Origin of the sequence: Streptomyces exfoliatus (assembly GCF_000725545.1) — a bacterium.
Lineage (GTDB): Bacteria > Actinomycetota > Actinomycetes > Streptomycetales > Streptomycetaceae > Streptomyces > Streptomyces exfoliatus.
The window spans coordinates 208,245-228,807 of the sequence record NZ_JNZP01000013.1 but is presented as its reverse complement, the minus strand read 5'-3'; the positions used below and the strand labels follow the sequence as shown (position 1 = coordinate 228,807).

The following is a 20,563-nucleotide window of genomic DNA, read 5'->3' as shown; positions in this document are numbered from 1 at the left end:
CTCAACAGGGCTTGTCACCGTGTGCAGTCGCATGCGTACATGGAGTGGACATCGATCGGGCGGGGGTGGTCAGCGGTGGCAGAGAGCGCGGGCTCCGTGATGCTCGCCCGTTCGGCGATGAACCGGGCCGCGACCGAGGGACAGCGGCCCGCGGGGCGCCCGGTCCGGGGTGCGCGGCGCATCAGCGCGGCGCTCGCCGGGCTGGCCGCCTCCACCCGGTACGAGCTGCTGACCTTCGACGATCCGGTCGCCTCGGCGGGCTGCGCGATCCCGGGGCCGTTCCTCGAACTGGCGGGGGCGTGCATGCGGGCGGCGGCCGAGCGGGCCGGCGAGGTCAGGAGGATCGTGCCGCGGCACGCCCTGCCCCGGCTCGAAGGCGGGCTCGCGATGCCCGGCCGGGCCCGCCTGGCGGAGGCCATCCCCTTCAAGATGATCGTCGTCGACCGCGCGGTGGCCGCGGTCCCGCTCGACCTGGAGCTGCTCTACAACGGCCTGCTGCTGATCCGCGACCCGGTGGTGGTGCAGGCCCTCGTCCGCGCCCATCACGCCTGCTGGGCCGCGGCCGAGGAGCTGACGTACATACCGCCGCCGCCTCCCCCTCCGGGCGATCTGCCGCCGCAGCTGCGCCCGGTGCTCGACGCCCTCCTGTCGGGGCTCACGGACGAGACGGCGGCGACCCGACTCGGCATGTCCGCGCGGACGTACAGCCGCCGGGTGGGCGAGCTGATGGCCGCCCTCGGCACGACGAGCCGCTTCCGCGCGGGCGCGGAAGCGGCTCGAAGGGGGTGGGTGTGACGTCTGGCCTCAGGACACGATGTCCTTGCGGGCGAAGCCACGGAAGGCGAGCGCGAAGAGGACCACGGCGTACGTCAGGGAGATCGCGGTTCCCTTCACCATGCCGCCCCACTCCAGCTGCGGCTGCAGCGCGTCGATCCAGGCGAACTGCCAGTGCGCGGGCAGGTACTCGCGCCAGTCGCCCAGCGCCGTGACGGCGTCCAGGACGTTGCCGACGATGGTCAGACCGACGGCGCCGCCCACCGCGCCGAGCGGGGCGTCGGTGCGGGTGGACAGCCAGAAGGCGAGCCCGGCCGTGACCAGTTGGGAGGCGAAGACGAACGCGACGGCGACGGCGATACGGAACAGCGCGTCCCCCGCCGGCACCGAACCGCCGGTCGGCAGCTGGAGCGGCCCCCAGCCGTAGGCGACCGTGCCCACGGCCAGGGCCACGAGCGGGAGGAGGACCATCGCGGCGGCGCTGTAGCCGAGGGCGACGGTCAGCTTGGAGGCGAGCAGCCGTGACCGGGGCACGGGCGCGGCCAGGAGGTAGCGCAGCGAGGACCAGCTCGCCTCCGAGGCGACGGTGTCCCCGCAGAACAGCGCCACCGGGATGACGAGGAGGAAACCGGCCGAGACGAAGAGGCAGGTCGCCGCGAAGTTGGCGCCCGAGGCGGTCGCCGTGTCCATCAGGGTGATGCGGCCGTTGCGGTCGTTGTCCTCGCCGCCGATCGCGAAGGCGATCACCAGGATGAACGGCAGGGCGATCAGGATGCCGCCCATCACCAGGGTGCGGCGCCGCTTCCACTGACGCAGGGCCTCGACGCGCAGCGGCAGGGTGCGTCCGGGCCGGTAGCCGGGGGCGGACTCCGCCGTGCCCGTGCGGGTGGTGGTGGGGGTGCTCATGCGGCTCCGCCTCCGATCAGGGTCAGGAACGCGTCTTCGAGGCGGCGGTGCGGTCCGACCCCGGTCAGCGGCACGTCCAGGCGGACGAGTTCGCCGATGAGGGCGGTCGCGTCGGTGCCGTCGAGCCGGACCAGGAGTCCGCCGTCTGCGCGGGTGGCCGCGGCGACGCCGGGCAGGGCGGCCGTCTTCTCGACGAGCGCGTCGTCGATCTCCCGGGCCAGGCTCACGAGCAGGGTGTCGCCGGACCCGGTGATCTCGGCGACCGGCCCCGCCTGCACCAGCTGTCCCCGGTCCATGACGACGAGGTGGGTGCAGGACTGTTCGACCTCCGCGAGAAGGTGGCTGGAGACGATGACGGTACGGCCCCCGGCCGCGTACCGGATCATCACCTCGCGCATCTCGCGGATCTGCGGCGGGTCGAGTCCGTTGGTGGGCTCGTCCAGGATGAGCAGGTCCGGCAGGCCGAGCATGGCCTGGGCGAGGGCGAGGCGCTGCCGCATGCCCTGCGAGTAGGTGCGGACCGCGCGTTCCAGGGCGCCGCCCAGGTTGGCGATCCGCAGGGCCTCGTCGACATGGGCGTCCTCGGCTGGGCGGCCGGTGGCCTTCCAGTACAGGTCCAGGTTCTCCCGTCCTGACAGGTGCGGCAGGAAGCCGGCGCCCTCGACGAAGGCGCCGACCCGGGAGAGGACCGGGGCGCCGGGCCTGATGGCCTGGCCGAAGACCCGGATCTCGCCCTCGTCGGGGGTGATCAGGCCCATCAGCATGCGCAGGGTGGTGGTCTTGCCCGCGCCGTTCGGCCCGAGGAGGCCGAGGACCTGCCCCTGTTCGACACGGAAGGAGAGGTCCCGGACGCTGTACCGGTCGCCGCCCTTGTACTTCTTGGAGAGCCCGGCGATCTGGAGCGGTACGGCGGCCAGTTCGGGGTCGGGCGCGGGGGCGGTGGTACGGCGGCGGGCGGTCAGCAGCAGCGCGGCGGCGACGGCGAGGCCGAGGAGCGGCAGGCCCCAGACCCACCAGGGCAGCGTGGCGGCCTGGGTGTCGAGGCCGGGCGCGGTGGGGACGGCGAGCGGGCTCTCGACGGCGACGGTGTAGCCGGCGGGGGCGACCGGGGAGGCGTAGCCGAGGTCGGTGGCGGCGACGACGAGCCGGAGCCGGTGCCCGGCCTCCACCTCGTGGTCGATCGCGGGCAGCGTGAGCGCGAGGCTCTTCCCCGCCTTGGCTCCGTCGACGCGGACGGAGGTGACGAGCTGGGCGGGCAGGACCTGCTGCCGGCCGTCGGGCCCGACGTCGTACACCTTGGCGAAGAGGACGGCGGAGCCGTCGGCGGCGGTGGAGGTGACCTTGACGCGGACGGTCGGGGTGCCGGTGATCCGGAGCGGCTCGGTCTGTGGCTTCGCGTCGAAGCGGGCGTGCTGGCCGGGGAAGTCGAGGGAGATCCCGACGCCGAGCGAGGAGAGTCCTGCGACGCCGCCGCCGAGGCCGGGGACGGCCGAGACGGCGGGCGGTGCGGCGCCCGCGGGGTTGGCGAAGGTCTGCGCCGGTCCGGCGAGGGGGACGGCCGTGGTGCCGGCGGTGAGCCCCGGGTAGCGGTCGGCGGTCGCGGCGCGCAGGGTGGCCTGACCGTCGGTGGAGTCGACGCCGCCGGTGCGGCTGACGCGGAAGGCGGGACCGGTGTCGACGGAGGTGTCGCGCTTCAGCCAGCGGTCGAACCAGCCGCTGATGCGCCGCTCGACGCGCTCGGTCTCGCGGTCGCCGCCGTCGTGGCCGCCGGAGATCCAGTCGACGGCGACGGGGGCGCCGTTGGCGGTGAGGGTCTTGGCCATGGCGTCGGACTGGGCCAGGGTGAAGAGGGAGTCGGACTGGCCCTGGACGAGCAGGGCGGGCACCTTGATCCTGGCGCCGACGGCAGAGGGGCTACGGGCTTCGAGGAGGGCGCGGGCGGCGGCGTCGGGCTTCCCGGAGACGGCGACCCGCTGGTAGAGCGCGCACAGTTCGGGGGTGAAGCGCCCGCAGGCGTCGGCAGCGGCCTTGCCCGCGGCGGCACCCGGCTGGACGCCCTGCTGTGCGCTCGGTTGGGTGCCCTGCTGCGCGCCCGGCTGTGCCGTCGTTCCGGCGGAGAAGAAGATGCCGGCCCACAGCTTCTTGAAGACGCCCTGGGGGAACAGCGCATCGGCGAGGTTCCAGTAGGTGATCTGCGGGGCGATGGCGTCGACGCGCGGGTCGTGCCCTGCGGCGAGCAGGGAGATCGCGCCGCCGTAGGAGGCGCCGGTGACGCCGACGCGCGGGTCGCCCGCCTTGTCCAGGAGGACCTCGGGCCGGGCGGCCAGCCAGTCGATCAGCTTCCTGGCGTCCCTGACCTCGTGGTCGGGGTCGTTGAGGCCGATCTGCCCGGTGGAGGCACCGAAGCCTCGCGCGGACCAGGTGAGGACGGCGTAACCGTCGCGGGCGAGCTGCTCGGCCTGGGCGCGGACGTCGTCCTTGGAGCCGCCGAAGCCGTGGCCGAGGAGGACGGCGGGCCTGCGCCCGTCACCGCCCCCGGTGAAGTACGAGGTGTCGAGTTTTACCCCGTCGAGGTCGAGCATCCGGTCCGCGCGGTGCACGGGCGGCGGATCGTCCGAGGCGACGGCGGTCACAGTGCCGGCACCCGCGAGGACGGCGAGGACGGCGGTGACCGCGGCCCACCGGGGAAGTCGGAGTCGCATGTTGTCGAGCCTATGCGGGCCGGCTGTGGACCTCTGCTGCCCGGGGACGGAGGCGCCCGCCCTCCTGAGGTCGTACGTGCCACGGCCCCGTACCACGGGCGCGGTATCCGGCCGGTACTCCCGGCACGGCGAGAAGGCCCCGGGAATCCGCCGAAGCGGCCCGGGGCCTTCTCACCTCAGTGCTGTCAGCGTCCCGGTGCTGTCAGCGCATCGGTACTGTCGGCACCTCGGTAGTGCTGTCAGTGGTTGCGCGGGAAGCCCAGGTCCACGCCCGCCGGGGCCTCGGACGGGTCCGGCCAGCGGGTGGTGACGACCTTGCCGCGGGTGTAGAAGTGCACGCCGTCGGTGCCGTAGATGTGGTGGTCGCCGAAGAGCGAGTCCTTCCAGCCACCGAAGGAGTGGTAGCCGACCGGCACCGGGATCGGCACGTTCACGCCGACCATGCCGGCCTCGACCTCCATCTGGAAGCGGCGGGCCGCGCCGCCGTCGCGGGTGAAGATCGCGGTGCCGTTGCCGAAGCGCGAGCCGTTGATGAGGGCGAGGCCCTCCTCGTACGTCTCGGCGCGCAGCACGCAGAGCACCGGTCCGAAGATCTCGTCCTGGTAGGCCTTGGCCGTGGTGGGCACGTGGTCCAGGAGGGAGAGGCCGATCCAGTGGCCGTTCTCGTGGCCCTCGACCGTGTACCCGGTGCCGTCGAGGACGACCTCGCAGCCCTCGTCCGCCGCGCCGTGGACGTAGGAGGCGACCTTGTCGCGGTGGACGGCCGTGATGAGCGGGCCCATCTCGGAGGTCGGGTCGGTGCCGGGGCCGATCTTGATCTTCTCGGCGCGCTCGCGGATCTTCTGCACCAGCTCGTCGCCGATGGCGCCGACGGCCACGACCGCCGAGATGGCCATGCAGCGCTCGCCCGCGGAGCCGTACGCCGCCGAGACGGCCGCGTCGGCCGCCGCGTCGAGGTCGGCGTCCGGGAGGACCAGCATGTGGTTCTTCGCGCCGCCGAGCGCCTGGACGCGCTTGCCGTTGGCGGAGGCGGTGGTGTGGATGTGGCGGGCGATCGGCGTCGAGCCCACGAAGGAGATCGCGGAGACGTCCGGGTGCTCCAGGAGTCGGTCCACGGAGACCTTGTCGCCGTTCAGGACGTTGAAGACGCCGTCCGGGAGGCCCGCCTCCGCGAGCAGCTCGGCGATCTTCAAGGCCGGCGAGGGGTCCTTCTCGCTGGGCTTGAGGATGAAGGTGTTGCCGGTCGCGATGGCGATCGGGAACATCCACATCGGCACCATGGCCGGGAAGTTGAAGGGCGTGATGCCGGCGACGACGCCGACCGGCTGGCGGATCGAGGCCACGTCCACCCGGTTCGACACCTGGGTGGAGAGCTCGCCCTTGAGCTGGGTGGTGATGCCGCAGGCCAGGTCGACGATCTCCAGGCCGCGGGCGACCTCGCCGAGGGCGTCCGAGTGGACCTTGCCGTGCTCGGCGACGATCAGCTCGGCGATGGCGTCGCGGTTGGCGTCGAGCAGCGCGCGGAACTTGAAGAGGATCGTGGTGCGCTGGGCGAGGGACGAGGTGCCCCACGTCGCGAAGGCGTCCTTCGCGGCGGCGACGGCGGCGTCCACCTCCTCGACGGAGGCGAGCGCGACCTGGGTGGTGACGGCGCCGGTGGCCGGGTCCGTGACCGGGCCCCAGTTGCCCGACGTGCCCTCGACGGTCTTGCCACCGATCCAGTGGTGGACGGTCTTCGTCATGACGAGTTACTCCTTCAGAGATGGCGGCGTCGGGCGGTGACGTGCCGGTCGTACTCCTCCCGGGCCTTGACCGCCGACGGGCGGGTCGAGGTCTCGGCCACGGGCACATCCCACCACGCCTGCGCCGGGGGCGGGCCCGACACAGTGTCGGGCGTTTCGGTCTCGACGTAGACACATGTGGGAACCGTCGCGGCCCGCGCGTCCGCTAGGGCTTCGCGCAGGTCACGGATGGTGCGGGGGCGCAGCACCCGCATCCCGAGGGAGGCGGCGTTGGCGCCGAGGTCGACGGGGAGCGGCGGGCCGGTGAAGCCGCCGTCCGCGTCGCGGTGCCGGTAGTCGGTGCCGTACCGCTCGGCGCCGACCGCCTCCGAGAGGCCGCCGATGGAGGCGTAGCCGTGGTTCTGGAGGACGATCAGCCTGAGGGGGAGGCGCTCCTGCACGGCGGTGACGATTTCGGTGGGGTTCATCAGGTACGTACCGTCGCCGACGAGGGCCCAGACGGGCCGGTCGGGTGCGGCGAGGAGGACGCCGACGGCCGCCGGGATCTCGTAGCCCATGCACGAGTAGCCGTATTCGACGTGGTACTGGTCCGGTGAGCGGGTCCGCCACAGCTTGTGGAGGTCGCCGGGGAGCGAGCCGGCGGCGTTGATCAGGATGTCGCTCGCGTCGACCAGAGTGTCGAGTACGCCGAGGACCTGGGCCTGGGTGGGGCGGGCGTCCTCGTCGGGGACGGCGTAGGCGGCGTCGGCGCGGGTCTGCCAGCGGAGCTTCTCCTCGGCGTACTCGTGCACGTAGTGCGCGGTGACGTGGTGCGGGTCGAGGAGCGCGTGGAGCTGCTCCAGGCCTTCGCGCGCGTCGGCGACGAGCGGGAGCGCGGCCATCTTGTGGGAGTCGAAGGCGGCGATGTTGAGGTTGACGAACCGCAGGTCCGGGTGGCCGAAGAGGGTGCCGGAGGCGGTGGTGAAGTCGGTCCAGCGGGTGCCGACGCCGAGGACCACGTCGGCGGTGCGGGCCAGGTGGTCGGCGACGGCGGTGCCGGTGTGGCCGATGCCGCCGACGTCCTGGGGGTGGCCGTGCGGGAGCACTCCCTTGCCGGCCTGGGTGGCGGCGACGGGGATGCCGGTGAGCGTGGCGAAGTCGTGGAGCGCCTCCTCGGCCCCGCTGTACCGGACACCGCCGCCGACGACGATCAGCGGACGGGTGGCCCGGCCGATCGCCGCGACGGCGGCGGTCAGTTCGTGCTCGTCAGGGGAGGGGCGGCGGACCCGCCAGGTCCGCTCGGCGAAGAACTCCTCCGGCCAGTCGTACGCCTCCGCCTGGACGTCCTGGGGCAGCGCGAGGGTCACCGCACCGGTCTCCACGGGGTCGGCGAGGACCCGCGTCGCGGCGAGCGCGGCCGGGATCAGGGCCTCGGGGCGCCCGATCCGGTCGAAGTACTTCGAGACGGGGCGCAGGCAGTCGTTGACGGAGACGTCGCCGGCGTACGGGACTTCGAGCTGCTGGAGCACGGGGTCGGCGGGGCGTCCCGCGAAGGTGTCGCCGGGCAGGAGCAGGACGGGCAGGTGGTTGACGGTGGCGAGGGCGGCGCCGGTGACGAGGTTGGTGGCGCCGGGGCCGATGGAGGTGGTGACGGCGTGCGCGGAGAGCCTGTTGCGCTGGCGTGCGTAGCCGACGGCGGCGTGCACCATGGCCTGTTCGTTACGGCCCTGGTGGAAGGGCATGCGGGGTTCTTCGAGGAGCGCCTGGCCGATCCCGGCGACGTTCCCGTGGCCGAAGATGCCCCAGGTGGCGGCGATCAGCCGGTGCCGGGCTCCGTCGCGCTCCGTGTACTGGGCGGCGAGGAAGCGCACGAGCGCCTGGGCGACGGTCAGCCGGATGGTCATGCGGATCCCCTGCTCATTGGTCTCCCCTGCTCACTGATCCCTGCTCATTGGTCTCCCCTGCTCACTGGTCCCTGCTCATTCGTAGCGCCTGCTCATGCGTATCCCTCCGTGTGGTCCGGGTGGAAGCAGATCTTCCACTCGCGCTCGGGGCCGGGGCCCGCCATGACGTTGAGGTAGTAGAGGTCGTGCCCCGGCTGGGCGATCGAGGGGCCGTGCCATCCGTCCGGTACGAGGACGGCGTCGCCGTCGCGCACCTCGGCGAGGAGTTCCGTGCCGCCGGGCCGGGAGGGGGAGATCCGCTGGTAGGCGAGGCCCCGCGGGCCCTCGATCTCGTAGTAGTAGATCTCTTCGAGGACGGACTCGGCGCCCGGGCGGTGCTCGTCGTGCTTGTGCGGCGGGTAGGAGGACCAGTTGCCGCCGGGAGTGACGACCTCGACGGCGATGAGCCGGTCGCAGTCGAAGGCGTCGGCCGAGGCGAAGTTCCGCACCCGGCGGGCGCGGTCGCCGCTGCCGCGCGTCTCGACGGGAACCTCCGGCGCGGGGCCGTAGCGGGCGGGGAGTCGTCGCTCGCACTTCGCTCCTGCCAAAGCGAAGCGGCCTCCCGCACCGGAGGCGATCTGGGCGTGGGCGTCGCGCGGTACATAGGCGAAGTCGGTCACTCCGTCGAACACGCTCGCGCGGCCCAGGAGTTCGAGGATCTCGCCGTCGACGCGCACGCTACAGGCACCGGAGAGGGGAAGCACGACCCATTCGGAATCCCCGCTCCCGAAGGAGTGGATCTCCCCCGGTCCGAGGGTGAGGACCCGCAGGGCGGAGTACGTCCATCCGGCCCGACCGGGATCGATGTGAAGCGCGTACGGGCCCTGGGCGGCGGTCCCGGCGGGCAGGTGGAGGGAGGGAGCGGTCGGGTCGGAGTTCATGGCGGATCCCTACCCCCTCTCGCGGATCGTTCCCGTGCCCGTCGCGAGCGCCTCGGCGATCTCCTCCGCGTACGGCATGGCGGACGAGCAGGCGAGGCGGCCCGCGACGATCGCCCCGGCGGCGTTGGCGTGGCGCAGGATCGTGTCGAGGTCCCGGCCGGCGAGCAGGCCGTGGACGAGCGCCCCGCCGAACGCGTCGCCCGCGCCCAGGCCGTTGACGACGTCCACCGGCAGCGGCGGCACCTCGGCGCGGGTCCCGTCGGCGGCGAGTGCGAGGACGCCCTTGGGGCCCTGTTTGACGACGGCGAGCCGGAGGCTTCCCCCGCCGGCGTCGAGCAGGGCGCGGGCGGCGGTGTACGGATCGCGCTCCCCCGTCCCCACCTCGCACTCGTCGAGGTTGCCGACGGCGACGGTCGCGTGCCGCAGGGCCTCGCGGTAGTACGGGCGGGCTTCGGCGGGATCCGCCCAGAACATCGGCCGCCAGTCCAGGTCGAGGACCGTCACCTCCCGGCCTGACCTGGCCCGCAGCGCCGCCAGGGTCGCGGTGCGGCTCGGCTCGGCGCTCAGGCCGGTGCCGGTCGCCCAGAAGACGCGGGCGGCGCGGATCGCGTCGAGGTCGAGCTCGTGCGGGTGGATCTCCAGGTCGGGCGCCTTGGGGCGGCGGTAGAAGGTGAGCGGGAAGTCGTCGGGCGGGAAGAGGGCGCAGAAGGTGACCGGCGTGGGGTACTCCTCGACCTCGCCCACCCACCGCTCGTCCACGCCGAAGCCCTTGAGCTCGCGGCGCAGATAGGTGCCGAAGGGGTCGGCGCCGGTGCGGGAGACGAGGGCGGTGCGGCGGCCCAGGCGGGCGGCGGCGACGGCCACGTTGGCCGCGGAGCCGCCGAGGAACTTGCCGAAGCTCTCGACGCGGTCGAGGCCGACACCGGTCTGGAGCGGGTACAGGTCCACGCCGAGGCGCCCCATGGCGATCAGGTCGTACGGCTCCGTCTCCACGCGCCACCTCTCGCGTCCGGTCTTCCCGTCCCGGCCGGTCACCCCAGGTCTAGTCGGCCGTACGGAGGCGTGTCAACGACATGTCCGGACATTCGGACGACCGGAAGGGGCGGGACGGGCCGGGGCGGATCGGCGGGAGTGGAACGGGCTGGACCGGACGAGGCCGGAGCGGCCCGCTTGACGCTGTTCTCGGGTCCCGGCGAAGGTGGCAGGCATGACGAAGCCGCCGAAGCCGTCGTTGTCCCCGTCGCCGCCCGCGTCGCCGCCGTCCCGGATCCGGATCGGCTCCGCCCCGGACTCGTGGGGTGTCTGGTTCCCCGACGATCCCCGGCAGGTGCCCTGGCAGCGCTTCCTCGACGAGGTGTCCGGCGCGGGCTACGAGTGGATCGAGCTGGGGCCGTACGGCTATCTGCCGACCGATCCGGCCGTCCTCAGGGACGAGACCGAGCGGCGCGGTCTGCGGGTCTCGGCGGGGACGGTCTTCACCGGCCTCCACCACGGCCCCGGCGTCTGGGAGCGGACCTGGGCGCACGTTGCGGAGAACGCGGCCCTCGCCCAGGCCGTGGGCGCCGGCCATCTCGTCGTCATCCCGTCCTTCTGGCGCGACGACCGCACGGGCGAGGTCCTGGAGGAGCCGACCCTCACCGCGGAACAGTGGCGGGACCTGACGCGGCTGACCGAGCGTCTCGGCCGGGAGGTGCGCGAGCGGTACGGGCTGCGGATCGTGGTCCACCCGCACGCCGACACCCATCTGGACGGCGAGGAGAGCGTCACGCGGTTCCTCGACGCCACCGACCCGGAGGCGGTCTCGCTCTGCCTGGACACCGGGCACTACGCGTACGCGGGCGGGGACAGCGTCAAGCTGATCGAGACGTACGGCGAGCGGATCGGCTACCTCCACCTCAAGCAGGTCGACCCGGAGGTGCTGGCCGGGGTGGTGGCCGAGGGGGTGCCGTTCGGTCCCGCGGTGGCGCGGGGCGTGATGTGCGAGCCGCCGTCCGGGGTGCCCGCCCTGGAGCCCGTGCTCGCCGCCGCGTCGGCCCTGGACGTGGACCTGTTCGCGATCGTCGAGCAGGACATGTACCCGTGCGAGCCGGACGTCCCGTACCCGATCGCGCTGCGCACCCGGCGCTTTCTGCGCTCCTGCGGCGTGTGACCGGCGCATACCTCTCTGACCGGGGATGACGCACGGGGACACGCCGTTGTTCCGATACTCCGCTTTCGTCACGCACGTCCCTTCGGCGTCACACGTGTCTCCGTTACGCGGGTCTTCCGTCACAGGCGCACGACAGGCGTTCTCCTGCGGTCTGAAGGGGTCGTTGCAGGGGGCAATGGCTCAGTGATCGCCAACGCCCGCCCGCAGCGCCCCCGAACGGCACCCCCGCCGCCGCTGCGTGGCGCGCAGGGAGGTACCAGGCATGACGGACAGAAGGCTCTGGTCGTACAAGGACATCGCCGCGCACATCCGGGTCCAGCCGGACACGGTCCGCTCCTACCGGAAGCACGGACTGCTGCCACCGCCCGACCAGGTCGAATCGGGGAAGCCCTACTGGTACCCGGACACCATCCGCGCCTGGGTCGCCAGCCGTCCCGGCAACCGGGGCCGCCGCGACTGACGCGACTGACGGTACCGCGCCACGACGGTCACCCACGGCGCCGGCACCGGGAGGACCCGGTGCCGGCGCCACGTCGTGGGAGCCGGGGCGGGCGATGTCAGACGAGCAGGTCGTAGATGTTCCAGCCCCAGCCCGCCGGACGGGGGTCGTACGGGTCGGAGTTCCCGCCCCACCGGTCGACCCCGTAGACGAACAGCTTGCCGTCCTTCGTCCGGGCGGCGAGGGAGGGGTCCTGGACGACGAGACCCATCCCCGCCAGCGCCGAGTAGCCGTTCCAGCCGCCGCCGACCTCACGCCGGGGCTTGAAGGGCACGGACGGGTCCCAGTCGTCCGACTTCTCGTACCTCCACTGCCGGCCGGCCGACGTGTGGGCGACGAGTCCCTCACCGAAGGAGACGATGCTCGTGTACGCGTTCCACCCGCCGCCGATCCGGACCCGGGGGGTGAACTTCCCGCGGGCCAGGCCGCTCCCCTCGTACCACCAGAGGACACCGTCCCGGTCGCGGGCGACGAGGTCGCCGCCCGGCAGGCCGACGATGCGCGTGTACACGTTCCACCCGCCGCCGATCCGCACGCGCGCTTCGAAGGGCGCGTTGTCCCGGCCGCCACCCTGGTAGTACCAGAGCACGCCGTCCCGGTCACGGGCCACCAGGTCGCCCGTGTTGCGGGCGACGGTCGTGCGGTCCAGCTTCGTGATCGCCGTGTAGACGTTCCAGCCGCCGCCCACCCGGCTGCGCGGTGCGAGCAGGGTGTCGTCGCGGCCGGTGGCGTCGTACTGCCAGAGCACGCCTGCGCGGTCCCGGGCGTGCAGCGAGGACCGTCTCCAGGCCTCCGGGGTGCCGGGCACGATCCGGAGGCCGACCTCGCCGCGTGCCACCACGCCGGTCGCGTGGCCGAGTTCGAGGGTGGCGGAGAGATCGCCGAGCCACTCCAGGCCCGAGGGCACGTCGACGGTGATGTCGTAGGTGACGGTCGAGGAGCCGGCGGGCACCTCGGCGCCGGGCAGGTCGAGGACGAGCCAGGTCTCGACGACCGTCTCCGGGTCGGGTGAGGTCCAGGCGCAGGGTGCGAACGCCCCGCCGTTCACCGCGCACGTGGAACCGAACCGCAGGCCGGGTCGGTCCTCCGGCCGGCTCGTCCCCGCCTCGAACGCGAGCCGCGTGCCGCGCAGCGGCCCCGTGACTCCGGGCGGCAGGGTGACGGTGAGCCTCGTGGTGACCGGGCCCTCCTCGCCGGAGGGCACGGTCAGCGGGCCGCCCTCCTGCACGATCGTCCCCGGTTCGACGGCGGCGTCCGCCGCGCTCGCGGGCGGCGCGGTGGCGGTCGGGGCGGGTGCGGGGGCGGCGGCCACCGGGGCGGTCGCGACGGCGAGGACGGCTCCCGTCGCGACCAGGACTCTTCGCAGGTGTCTCATGGCATTCCCCAGTTCCGTCGGTGCCGTGGGTTCCGTGTGTTCTGTGGGTTCGGTCGGGTCCGTGGTTCCGTCGGGTCCGTGGTTCCCTCAGACGAGGGCGTCGTAGATGTTCCAGCCCCAGCCGACCCGCTTCCGGTTCGGTCCGGGGGGCGCGTAGTAGGTGCCCTCGTACGTCCAGAGGATGCCGTCCCTGTCGAGGGCCACGAGGTCCGGAGGACCGAGGCGCCCGAGCTCCCCGGTGCCCACGAGGCCGGAGTAGACGTTCCACCCGCCGCCGACGCGGACGCGCGGCGCAAACGGTACGGCGGGGTCGCGCGGGTTGCTCTGCCGGTAGAGCCAGAGCACTCCGCTCGTGTCCCTGGCCACGAGGCCGTCGCCGAGCGCGGTCATCGCGGTGTAGGCGTTCCAGCCGCCGCCGACCCGGACGGGTGCCTTGAAGGGGGCCGCGGGCGGGGACTGGTGGGAGCCCACGTAGTGCCAGAGGACACCGGAGCGGTCCCGGGCGAGCAGCCCGCTCGGCGTGCCGGTGATCGCGGTGTAGGCGTTCCAGCCGCCGCCGACGCGGACGCGCGGCCAGTACGGTGCGGCCGGGTCGCCCGAGCCGGAGTAGTACCAGAGGGTGCCGGCGCCGTCCCGGGCGACGAGGTCGCCGCCGCCGTCCGCCGTCGAGGGGCCGAGCTTGGTGAGCGCCGTGTAGACGCCCCAGCCGCCGCCGACCCGCGTGCGCGGCTTGAAGGGTGCGTCCTCCTTGCCCGTCCCCTCGTACTGCCAGAGCACGCCGCTCCGGTCGCGGGCGTGCAGCACCGTGCGCCGGTAGGCCTCCGGGGTGCCGTCGACGAACTGGAACTCGACGGGCCCGTCGGCGAGTTTCTCGCCCGCCGCGGTGACCGAGACGGTGCCCCAGGTGGGCACGCCCACGGAGCCGTACGTGGCCGCGTCGACCCGGACGGCGTAGGTGAGGGTGGGCGCGGCGGTCGTCGTCGGGAGTTGGGTGTAGGGGTGCTCCCCGTCATGGGGGCCGTTGAGCGGGCAGGGCGTGAACGGGCCGCCGTTCACGGAGCACGACCAGGTGAGGTAGGAGAGCCAGCCGGGTCGTTCGCTGTCCCACCATTCGAGGTTGGCCCAGTCGATCCGGGCCGAGACCTGTCCGGTGGCACCGGCCGGGAGGGTGGCGAGCAGGTAGCTGGTGACGGGGCCCTCCTCGCCCGCGGGGACGACGACGGTGCCGTCCCGCTGGACGACGGTGCCGGGCTCGGGCGCCGCGGCGGCCGGGCCCGGGGTGGGCGCCGTGAGGGGCGCGGCGAGAGCCTGCGCCCCTCCGGCGGCCGGGGGGATCAGAGCGGCGAGCAGGACACTCGCCGCGACCAGAAACGTACGGGTGTTTCTCATGGATCCCCCTTGAAGAGGTGGCGATCAGAGGTGTCAGATCACCGTCTTGTAGATGCTCCAGCCCCAGCCGATCCGGGTGCGGAGCGAGCTGGGCGCGTAGCCGAAGCCGGAGGGCCTGGCGTCGTAGGCCCAGAGGTCGCCGTTGGTGCTCCGGGCGATGAGCTCGGTGTGGGTGCCGGCGCCGAGTTCGGCCGTCCCCGCCAGGGTGTTGTAGGTGTTCCAGCCGCCGCCGACCCGCCAGCGGGCCTCGAACGGCCGCGCCGCCGACGTGGAGGTGGACCCGTTGTACTTCCAGAGCACACCGGCCGTGTCACGGGCGACCAGGCCGTCACCGAAGGCGGTGATCTGGGTGTAGACGTTCCAGCCGCCGCCGACGCGCACGCGCGGCTCGAAGAGGCTGATGCCCTCTTCGTCCGAGCGCTCGAAGTTCCAGAGGACGCCGTCCTTGTCGCGGGCGACGAGGCCCCCCTCTCCGTTGGAGGCGAGGGACGTGTACTCCTGCCACCTGCCGATCTGGTCGCCGGTGGTGCGCCTGGCCGGCTTGAAGGGGGCCGCGGGGTTGCCGGAGCCCTCGTAGTACCAGAGGTGGCCGTTCTTGTCCCGGGCCACCAGGTCGCCCGTGCCGGCTGCGGTCGCGCGGTTCAGCGGGACGATCCGGTCGTAGGCGTTCCAGCCGCCGCCGATCCGCTTGCGGGGCGTCAGGGTCCGGTCGGCCTTGCCTGTGGCCTCGTAACGCCAGAGGACTCCGTCCTTGTCGACGGCGTGCACGGCGCCCCACTGGGACGACCGCGGGCTGCCGGCGACCACGTCGAGGCCGACCTTGCCCTGGGCCACGACGGTCCCGGCGGCGTCCTTCAGCTCGACGGGCGCGTCGAGCGAGCCGATCCAGGCGAGGCTCTCCGGCAAGTCGATCGTGACGGCGTGGTCGACCGTCGACGAGGCCTCGACTGGGGGCAGGTCGAGGACGATCCGGTACGGGCCGGGGTCGTCGGTGAAACTCGTCCCCTGCCAGTCGCAGGCGGCGAAGGCCCCGCCACCGACCGAGCACGTGGAGTCGATCTGCGCCGCGGCGCGGTGGTCCGTCCAGCCGCCGGGCGGCCAGTTGGTGATGGGGAGGGTGACACGGGCCCGCACCGGTCCGGTGACTCCGGTCGGCAGCGTCGCCTTGAACCGCAGCGTCACCGGTCCCTCCACGCCGGCCGGAACGGTCAGCCGGCCGCCTTCCTGGACGACGGTGCCCGGCTCGACGGTGGCTCCCGACCGGGCCGCAACCGGTGCGGCGACAGCCGGCGCTCCCCCGAGCGCCACCGGTGCGATGCCGGCGACGAGGGCCGTCGCCAGAACCAGACTTGCGCGTACGCGTGCCACGAAATCCCCCATGGATTCAGCCTGTTGATCGTGAGGAAGCGGTCTCCCGCAACTCCTCGGACACCTCTATGACACCCGGAGTCGACCCATGGTTGTACGGATCCGTCTCGCTGATTCCGAACCGGTCGTGGAAGCGGCGCAGCGGCCCCGGGGCCCACCAGGTGAGGCGGCCGGTCAGCTTCATCACGGAGGGGACGAGAAGGCTGCGGACGACCATGGCGTCCATGAGGACGGCGAGGGCGACGCCGAGGCCGAGCATCTTGGTGTTGGTGACGCGGGAGGTGCCGATGGCGACCATGACGACGGCGAGGATCACGGCCGCGGCGGTGATGAGGCCGCCGGTGTGGCGCAGGCCGAAGCGGACGGAGTGCTCGTGGTCGCCGGTGGCGTCGTACTCCTCCTTGATGCGGGAGAGCAGGAACACCCCGTAGTCCATGGAGAGTCCGAAGGCCACGCAGAACATGAGCACCGGCAGGGTGGTCTCGATGTCGCCGGTGGCCGTGAAGCCGAGGAGTCCGGCGAGGTGGCCGTCCTGGAAGACCCAGACGACCGCGCCGAACATCGCCGTGAGGCTGAGGGCGTTGAGGACGACGGCCTGGACGGGGATGAGGACGCTGCCGGTGAGCAGGAAGACGAGGAGCAGCGTGACGAGGACGACGATGCCCGCCGCCCAGGGCAGCCGCTCGGCGAGGGCGTCCTTGGAGTCGACGAGGACGGCGGCCTGCCCGGTGACGGAGGTGTCGAACGGCGCCGGTGCGGCGCGCAGTTCGCTCACGGTGCGCTGGGCTTCGGCGCCGACGGTCTCGCCCTCGGGCACGACGGTGAAGTAGGCGTGGCCACCGGCGGCGGTCACCGGTCCTTCGGCCCGCGCGACGCCGTCGAGGGCGGCGATCCGCTCGCGGTAGGAGGCGTACTGCGCGGGGGTGGCCTCGCCTTCGGCGACGACGGTGATCCCGCCGCCGGGGTCGCCGGGGAAGCTGTCCCTCAGCTGGTCCTGGACGACTCGGGAGGAGGCGGTGACGGGCAGCTGGCGATCATCGGCGGTGCCGAACTTCACGCCGAGGAAGGGCAGTCCGAGCAGGACGAGTCCGGCGGTGGTGAGGACGGCGAAGACCGGCGCCCTGCGCATCACGAGCGAGGCGGCCCGCGCCCAGCCCGCGCCCTCGTCGCCGCCTTCGCCCGTGCCCGCGCCCTCCCGGCCGGCGCGACGGCGCCGGAGGAGGCGCCGGAGGTCGAGCGCGTTGACCCGGTCGCCGAGCAGTACGAGGGCCGCCGGGAGCAAGGTGAGCGCGGCGGTCGCCGCGAGCAGGACGACGGCGATGCCCGCGTACGCGAAGGAGCGCAGGAAGTACTGGGGGAAGACCAGCATCGCGGCGAGCGAGACGGCGACGGTCAGCGCGGAGAAGAGCACGGTCCGCCCGGCGGTGCGCAGCGTGGTGCGGACGGCGGTGTAGGTGTCGGCCCCGGCGGCCAGCTCCTCGCGGTAGCGGCGGACGACGAACAGGGCGTAGTCGATGGCGAGTCCGAGGCCGAGGGCGGTCGTCAGGTTCTGCGCGAAGACGGAGACGTCGGTGAACTCGGTGATGCCGCGCAGGACGGCGTTGGTGCCGAGGATGGCGACGATGCCGACGCCGAGCGGCAGCAGGGCGGCGACGGCGCTGCCGAAGACCATGACGAGCAGGACGAGGGTGAGGGGCAGGGCGATGAGCTCGGCCCTCAGCAGGTCCTCCTGAATGATCACCTGCATCTCGTGACGGACGGCGAGGCCGCCGCCGAGGGAGACCTCCACGGGTCCGTGCGCGCCCCGGTACTCGGGGGCGATCCGGTCGAGGACGGCGGCGGCGTCCTTCTCCTCACCGGCGATCCGGGCGGCGATCACGGCCTGCCGGCCGTCCTCGGAGCGCAGGGCGGGCGAACCGGTGGACCAGTAGGAACCGACACCGTCGACGCCCGGCTCGGCGTCGAGCCGCTCGGCGAGCTTCCTGGCCTCGGCGGCCACCGCCGGGGCGTCGACCCCCTCCGGTCCGGCGTTCACGAGCAGGAGCAGGTTGGGCTGGGAGCCCGGGAACCGGCGCTCGAGCGCCTCGGTCGCGTACGTGGATTCGGCGGCCGGGTCCTCCCAGCCGCCACTGCCCATGCGGTCGGCGACCCCGCCGCCGGCGAGGACGGCGAGGGCGGTGAGGACGAGGGCCACGAGGAGTGTGAGCCGCGGCCGCGCGGTCACGAACCGCGTCCACCCGCCGCCCCCGCCACGGGCTCCGACCCCGCCATCGAGCGCTGTTTTCTTGACTTCGGCCATGACGAGGTGTCCCCTTCACCTGACCCCTGTGCTCGCTTCCCGGCAGGTCACATGGGTCGCCCGTTGCCATAGACTGGCAAACACGAGTGATCACTCGCGTTCTCCAAGAATGCGAGCGAGCGCTCGCATTTGTCAAACGTGTTGAGGAGAGCTGGGGACAGTCATGTCCGAAGACGTGCCCGAAGACGTGCCCGAAGTGGCGTCGGAAGCGACGCCGGAACCGACATCGGACGAGCCGAAGCCGCGCCGCCGCCAGGCCCGCGGCGAGCGCCGCATCGCGCAGCTGCTCCAGGCCGCCGCGAACGTCTTCTGCTCGAACGGCTACACGGCGGCGAGCACCAACGCCATCGCGCGCGAGGCCCACGTCTCGCCCGGCACGCTCTACCAGTACTTCCCCAACAAGGAGGCCATCGCGATCGAGCTGGGCGAGCGTCTGCTGCACCAGATGCGGGAGGCCCACGGCCAGGCGTTCACACCGGAGAACCTCGCGCTGCCGCTGCCCGAGCTCCTGGACGCCGTGGTCGATCCGATGATCGAGTTCAACTGCGCGAACCCGGCCTTCCTCGCCCTGATGCACGGCTCCGACGCGCCCGGCCGGATCGCCGAGGAGCACGACGCACTGCACGTCTCGCTGCTCGCCCGGGTACGGGAGGTGCTCGCCCACTTCGCCCCCGCCATGCCCGCCCAGGAGCGGGCCCGCGTCGCCGAGATGACCTTCGCGACCTTCAAGGGCGGCCTGGACCTGGTCCTTGCCGCGCCGGAGGGGCCCGAGCGGGACGCCATGATCGGCGAGCTGAAGACCCTCCTCCTCCGCTACCTCGCCCCGCTGACCGAAGGGCCGCTGACCGAAGGGCCGGTCACCACGACTCGGAGCCACTGACGGCTCCCCCGCGCGGGGCCTCGCCCCGCGGCTCGCCCGCCGGCCCGCTCTCCGGCTCCTCCCCCGCCCTCCCCCTCAGCTTCAGCGCGAGCAGCGGGAAGGCGAGGACGGAGAGCATCCCGGCCCCGACGAGCGCCGCCGCCTCGCCCGCCGTCATCGTCTTGTCGTCCACGCCGATGGTGGTGATGGCGACGACGAGCGGCAGCGCGGTGGAGCCGTACAGGACGAGGCAGGCCCGGTCCCTCCGGCCGAGGTCGCGCGGGGCGCGGAACCAGATCGGGCCGCCGCGCACCACCAGGAAGAGCAGCAGGAAGAGCGGCAGCAGAAGCAGCGTCCGGCCGCCCGCGAGGAGCGAGTCCAGGTCGAACTCGATCCCGGTGACGACGAAGAAGACCGGGACGAGGAAGCCGAAGCCGACGCCCTCGATCTTCTCCAGGATCTTGGGGCCTGACTCGGGCGCGGCCCCGGTCAGCACGAGCCGGGTGATGAGTCCGGCCGCGAAGGCGCCGAGGAGCACGTCGAGCCCGAGGGCCTGCGAGGCGGCCAGCATCAGGGCGAGCAGCAGGAAGACGAACCGGACCGCGAACTGCCCGCTGCTGTCCAGGGTCTTGGCGATGACGGCGGAGAACCACGGCGGGCGCGGGCGCAGCGCCCAGTACACGGCCCCCGCGGTGAGCGCGGCGAAGACCGCGAGCAGTACGGTCGACTCGCCGGCGCCGCGCCCGCTGAGCAGCAGCGCCATCGCGATGATCGGGCCGAACTCGCCGACCGCGCCGAAGGCCATGACGACCGAGCCGAACCGTCCGTGGAGGTCGCCGGCGTCCCGGAGCACCGGCAGGACGGTGCCGAGCGCGGTGCTGGTGAGCGCCACGCCGATGAAGACGCCCTTGGTGTAGCCGCCGCCGAGGAGGATGCCGGCGGCGAGTCCGAGGGCGAGGGCGATCAGCCAGGCCTGGACGGAGCGCCGGAGGGTGTCGCCGCGGACCTTGCCGAACTCGATCTCGTATCCCGCGAGGAAGATCAGCATGGTGAGGCCGAGTTCGGAGAGGCCGTCGATCAGCTCGCTCGGGTGGGCCCAGCCGAGGACGTCGGGGCCGATGAGGATGCCGAGCAGGATCTCGAAGATGACGAGGGGGACGGGGAGCTTCCGTCCGACCGCGTAGGCGAGCAGCGGCGCCAGGACGGCGATGGTCATGATCAGGATGAGCGTGGTCCCCGAATGCGACATATCGGGTGTTTACCATAGGCTCCGGCTGGATGACCTGACGACGGAGGGGCCTGCCGACATCTCCGGCACGCCACGACCGGAGCCGACTGGATTAATACCCCCCAGGGGTATAAAATCCGTGGCGTACGGTCCTGAACCCACGAGGAGAACCGCCATGACCGCAGAGACGAAGACCGAACTCACCACCGTCTACCAGGTCAAGGGCATGACCTGCGGCCACTGCGAGGGCGCCGTCTCCGGCGAGATCTCCGAGCTGCCCGGCGTCTCCTCCGTCACGGCCGTCGCCGCCACCGGGCAGGTCACCGTCGTCTCCGCCGCCCCGCTCGACGAGGAGGCCGTCCGCGCCGCCGTCGACGAGGCCGGCTACGAGCTGGTCTGACCGCTCGCCCCCACCGCCTCGCAGGGTCGTACCGTTACCGGGTACGGCCCTGCACCCTTTTCGGCACCTC

16 protein-coding genes are annotated in these 20,563 nt (G+C 72.9%); 5 read left to right on the top strand and 11 right to left on the bottom strand.

Features of this window, described 5'->3' with window-relative positions; all coding sequences use genetic code 11:
* Positions 1-75: 75 nt before the first annotated feature.
* Positions 76-795, top strand: coding sequence for a helix-turn-helix domain-containing protein (locus IO20_RS0116785; RefSeq protein WP_030552989.1), 720 nt, complete (start codon positions 76-78; stop codon positions 793-795).
* A gap of 9 nt (positions 796-804) precedes the next feature.
* On the opposite strand, the gene IO20_RS0116780 is transcribed toward IO20_RS0116785, so the two are convergent.
* From IO20_RS0116780 to iolC, 6 genes are all read right to left on the bottom strand, one after another.
* On the bottom strand, positions 805-1,680 hold the full coding sequence (locus tag IO20_RS0116780; RefSeq protein WP_030552987.1) for an ABC transporter permease: 876 nt from the start codon (positions 1,678-1,680) through the stop codon (positions 805-807).
* Positions 1,677-4,382, bottom strand: a complete 2,706-nt coding sequence (locus tag IO20_RS0116775; RefSeq protein ID WP_030552984.1) for a CocE/NonD family hydrolase — start codon at positions 4,380-4,382, stop codon at positions 1,677-1,679. The genes IO20_RS0116780 and IO20_RS0116775 overlap by 4 nt, the downstream gene beginning before the upstream one ends.
* A 239-nt stretch (positions 4,383-4,621) precedes the next feature.
* A complete protein-coding gene (locus IO20_RS0116770) occupies positions 4,622-6,124 on the bottom strand; it encodes a CoA-acylating methylmalonate-semialdehyde dehydrogenase (protein WP_030222036.1) in 1,503 nt (500 codons plus the stop codon).
* A 14-nt stretch (positions 6,125-6,138) separates the two neighbouring features.
* On the bottom strand, positions 6,139-8,007 hold the full coding sequence (gene iolD, locus IO20_RS0116765; protein WP_030552982.1) for a 3D-(3,5/4)-trihydroxycyclohexane-1,2-dione acylhydrolase (decyclizing): 1,869 nt from the start codon (positions 8,005-8,007) through the stop codon (positions 6,139-6,141).
* Positions 8,008-8,099: 92 nt separating this feature from the next.
* Positions 8,100-8,927, bottom strand: coding sequence for a 5-deoxy-glucuronate isomerase (gene iolB, locus IO20_RS0116760; protein ID WP_030552980.1), 828 nt, complete (start codon positions 8,925-8,927; stop codon positions 8,100-8,102).
* Between the two features lie 9 nt (positions 8,928-8,936).
* Positions 8,937-9,890, bottom strand: a complete 954-nt coding sequence (gene iolC, locus IO20_RS0116755; RefSeq protein ID WP_051874617.1) for a 5-dehydro-2-deoxygluconokinase — start codon at positions 9,888-9,890, stop codon at positions 8,937-8,939.
* 244 nt (positions 9,891-10,134) lie between these two features.
* Between iolC and IO20_RS0116750 the strand changes: the two genes are divergently transcribed.
* Complete coding sequence (locus IO20_RS0116750; protein WP_051874611.1) at positions 10,135-11,076, top strand: sugar phosphate isomerase/epimerase family protein; 942 nt, start codon at positions 10,135-10,137, stop codon at positions 11,074-11,076.
* A gap of 262 nt (positions 11,077-11,338) precedes the next feature.
* Complete coding sequence (locus IO20_RS0116745; RefSeq protein ID WP_030222057.1) at positions 11,339-11,536, top strand: helix-turn-helix transcriptional regulator; 198 nt, start codon at positions 11,339-11,341, stop codon at positions 11,534-11,536.
* Positions 11,537-11,633: 97 nt separating this feature from the next.
* Here IO20_RS0116745 and IO20_RS0116740 read toward each other — a convergent pair whose 3' ends face one another.
* From IO20_RS0116740 to IO20_RS0116725, 4 genes are all read right to left on the bottom strand, one after another.
* Positions 11,634-12,950, bottom strand: coding sequence for a tachylectin-related carbohydrate-binding protein (locus IO20_RS0116740; RefSeq protein WP_030552974.1), 1,317 nt, complete (start codon positions 12,948-12,950; stop codon positions 11,634-11,636).
* An 87-nt stretch (positions 12,951-13,037) separates the two neighbouring features.
* The gene (locus IO20_RS0116735) at positions 13,038-14,339 is read right to left on the bottom strand and encodes a tachylectin-related carbohydrate-binding protein (protein WP_030552971.1); all 1,302 of its coding nucleotides are present in this window, start codon (positions 14,337-14,339) and stop codon (positions 13,038-13,040) included.
* A gap of 33 nt (positions 14,340-14,372) precedes the next feature.
* Positions 14,373-15,719: a tachylectin-related carbohydrate-binding protein gene (locus IO20_RS0116730; protein ID WP_030552963.1), complete on the bottom strand. Its 1,347-nt coding sequence runs from the start codon at positions 15,717-15,719 to the stop codon at positions 14,373-14,375.
* A 4-nt stretch (positions 15,720-15,723) separates the two neighbouring features.
* Complete coding sequence (locus tag IO20_RS0116725; RefSeq protein WP_030552961.1) at positions 15,724-18,006, bottom strand: MMPL family transporter; 2,283 nt, start codon at positions 18,004-18,006, stop codon at positions 15,724-15,726.
* A 163-nt stretch (positions 18,007-18,169) separates the two neighbouring features.
* On the opposite strand from IO20_RS0116725, the gene IO20_RS0116720 reads away from it, so the two are divergent.
* Positions 18,170-18,886 carry a TetR/AcrR family transcriptional regulator gene (locus IO20_RS0116720; protein ID WP_078946109.1) on the top strand — a complete coding sequence of 239 codons (717 nt, stop codon included), beginning with the start codon at positions 18,170-18,172 and terminating at the stop codon, positions 18,884-18,886.
* Here IO20_RS0116720 and IO20_RS0116715 read toward each other — a convergent pair.
* A complete protein-coding gene (locus tag IO20_RS0116715) occupies positions 18,864-20,114 on the bottom strand; it encodes a cation:proton antiporter (protein ID WP_030552951.1) in 1,251 nt (416 codons plus the stop codon). The two genes, IO20_RS0116720 and IO20_RS0116715, sit on opposite strands and share 23 nt — an antisense overlap.
* A gap of 154 nt (positions 20,115-20,268) precedes the next feature.
* On the opposite strand from IO20_RS0116715, the gene IO20_RS0116710 reads away from it, so the two are divergent.
* Complete coding sequence (locus tag IO20_RS0116710; protein ID WP_030222074.1) at positions 20,269-20,493, top strand: heavy-metal-associated domain-containing protein; 225 nt, start codon at positions 20,269-20,271, stop codon at positions 20,491-20,493.
* Positions 20,494-20,563: the final 70 nt, after the last annotated feature.

What these genes read in the sequence shown, in the direction of transcription:
- IO20_RS0116780 (WP_030552987.1), bottom strand. Translation starts at nt 1,680, where the DNA reads ATGAGCACCCCCACCACCACCCGCACGGGCACGGCGGAGTCCGCCCCC.
- IO20_RS0116775 (WP_030552984.1), bottom strand. Translation starts at nt 4,382, where the DNA reads ATGCGACTCCGACTTCCCCGGTGGGCCGCGGTCACCGCCGTCCTCGCC.
- IO20_RS0116770 (WP_030222036.1), bottom strand. Translation starts at nt 6,124, where the DNA reads ATGACGAAGACCGTCCACCACTGGATCGGTGGCAAGACCGTCGAGGGC.
- iolD (WP_030552982.1), bottom strand. Translation starts at nt 8,007, where the DNA reads ATGACCATCCGGCTGACCGTCGCCCAGGCGCTCGTGCGCTTCCTCGCC.
- iolB (WP_030552980.1), bottom strand. Translation starts at nt 8,927, where the DNA reads ATGAACTCCGACCCGACCGCTCCCTCCCTCCACCTGCCCGCCGGGACC.
- iolC (WP_051874617.1), bottom strand. Translation starts at nt 9,890, where the DNA reads ATGGGGCGCCTCGGCGTGGACCTGTACCCGCTCCAGACCGGTGTCGGC.
- IO20_RS0116750 (WP_051874611.1), top strand. Translation starts at nt 10,135, where the DNA reads ATGACGAAGCCGCCGAAGCCGTCGTTGTCCCCGTCGCCGCCCGCGTCG.
- IO20_RS0116745 (WP_030222057.1), top strand. Translation starts at nt 11,339, where the DNA reads ATGACGGACAGAAGGCTCTGGTCGTACAAGGACATCGCCGCGCACATC.
- IO20_RS0116740 (WP_030552974.1), bottom strand. Translation starts at nt 12,950, where the DNA reads ATGAGACACCTGCGAAGAGTCCTGGTCGCGACGGGAGCCGTCCTCGCC.
- IO20_RS0116735 (WP_030552971.1), bottom strand. Translation starts at nt 14,339, where the DNA reads ATGAGAAACACCCGTACGTTTCTGGTCGCGGCGAGTGTCCTGCTCGCC.
- IO20_RS0116730 (WP_030552963.1), bottom strand. Translation starts at nt 15,719, where the DNA reads ATGGGGGATTTCGTGGCACGCGTACGCGCAAGTCTGGTTCTGGCGACG.
- IO20_RS0116725 (WP_030552961.1), bottom strand. Translation starts at nt 18,006, where the DNA reads ATGGCCGAAGTCAAGAAAACAGCGCTCGATGGCGGGGTCGGAGCCCGT.
- IO20_RS0116720 (WP_078946109.1), top strand. Translation starts at nt 18,170, where the DNA reads ATGTCCGAAGACGTGCCCGAAGACGTGCCCGAAGTGGCGTCGGAAGCG.
- IO20_RS0116715 (WP_030552951.1), bottom strand. Translation starts at nt 20,114, where the DNA reads ATGTCGCATTCGGGGACCACGCTCATCCTGATCATGACCATCGCCGTC.
- IO20_RS0116710 (WP_030222074.1), top strand. Translation starts at nt 20,269, where the DNA reads ATGACCGCAGAGACGAAGACCGAACTCACCACCGTCTACCAGGTCAAG.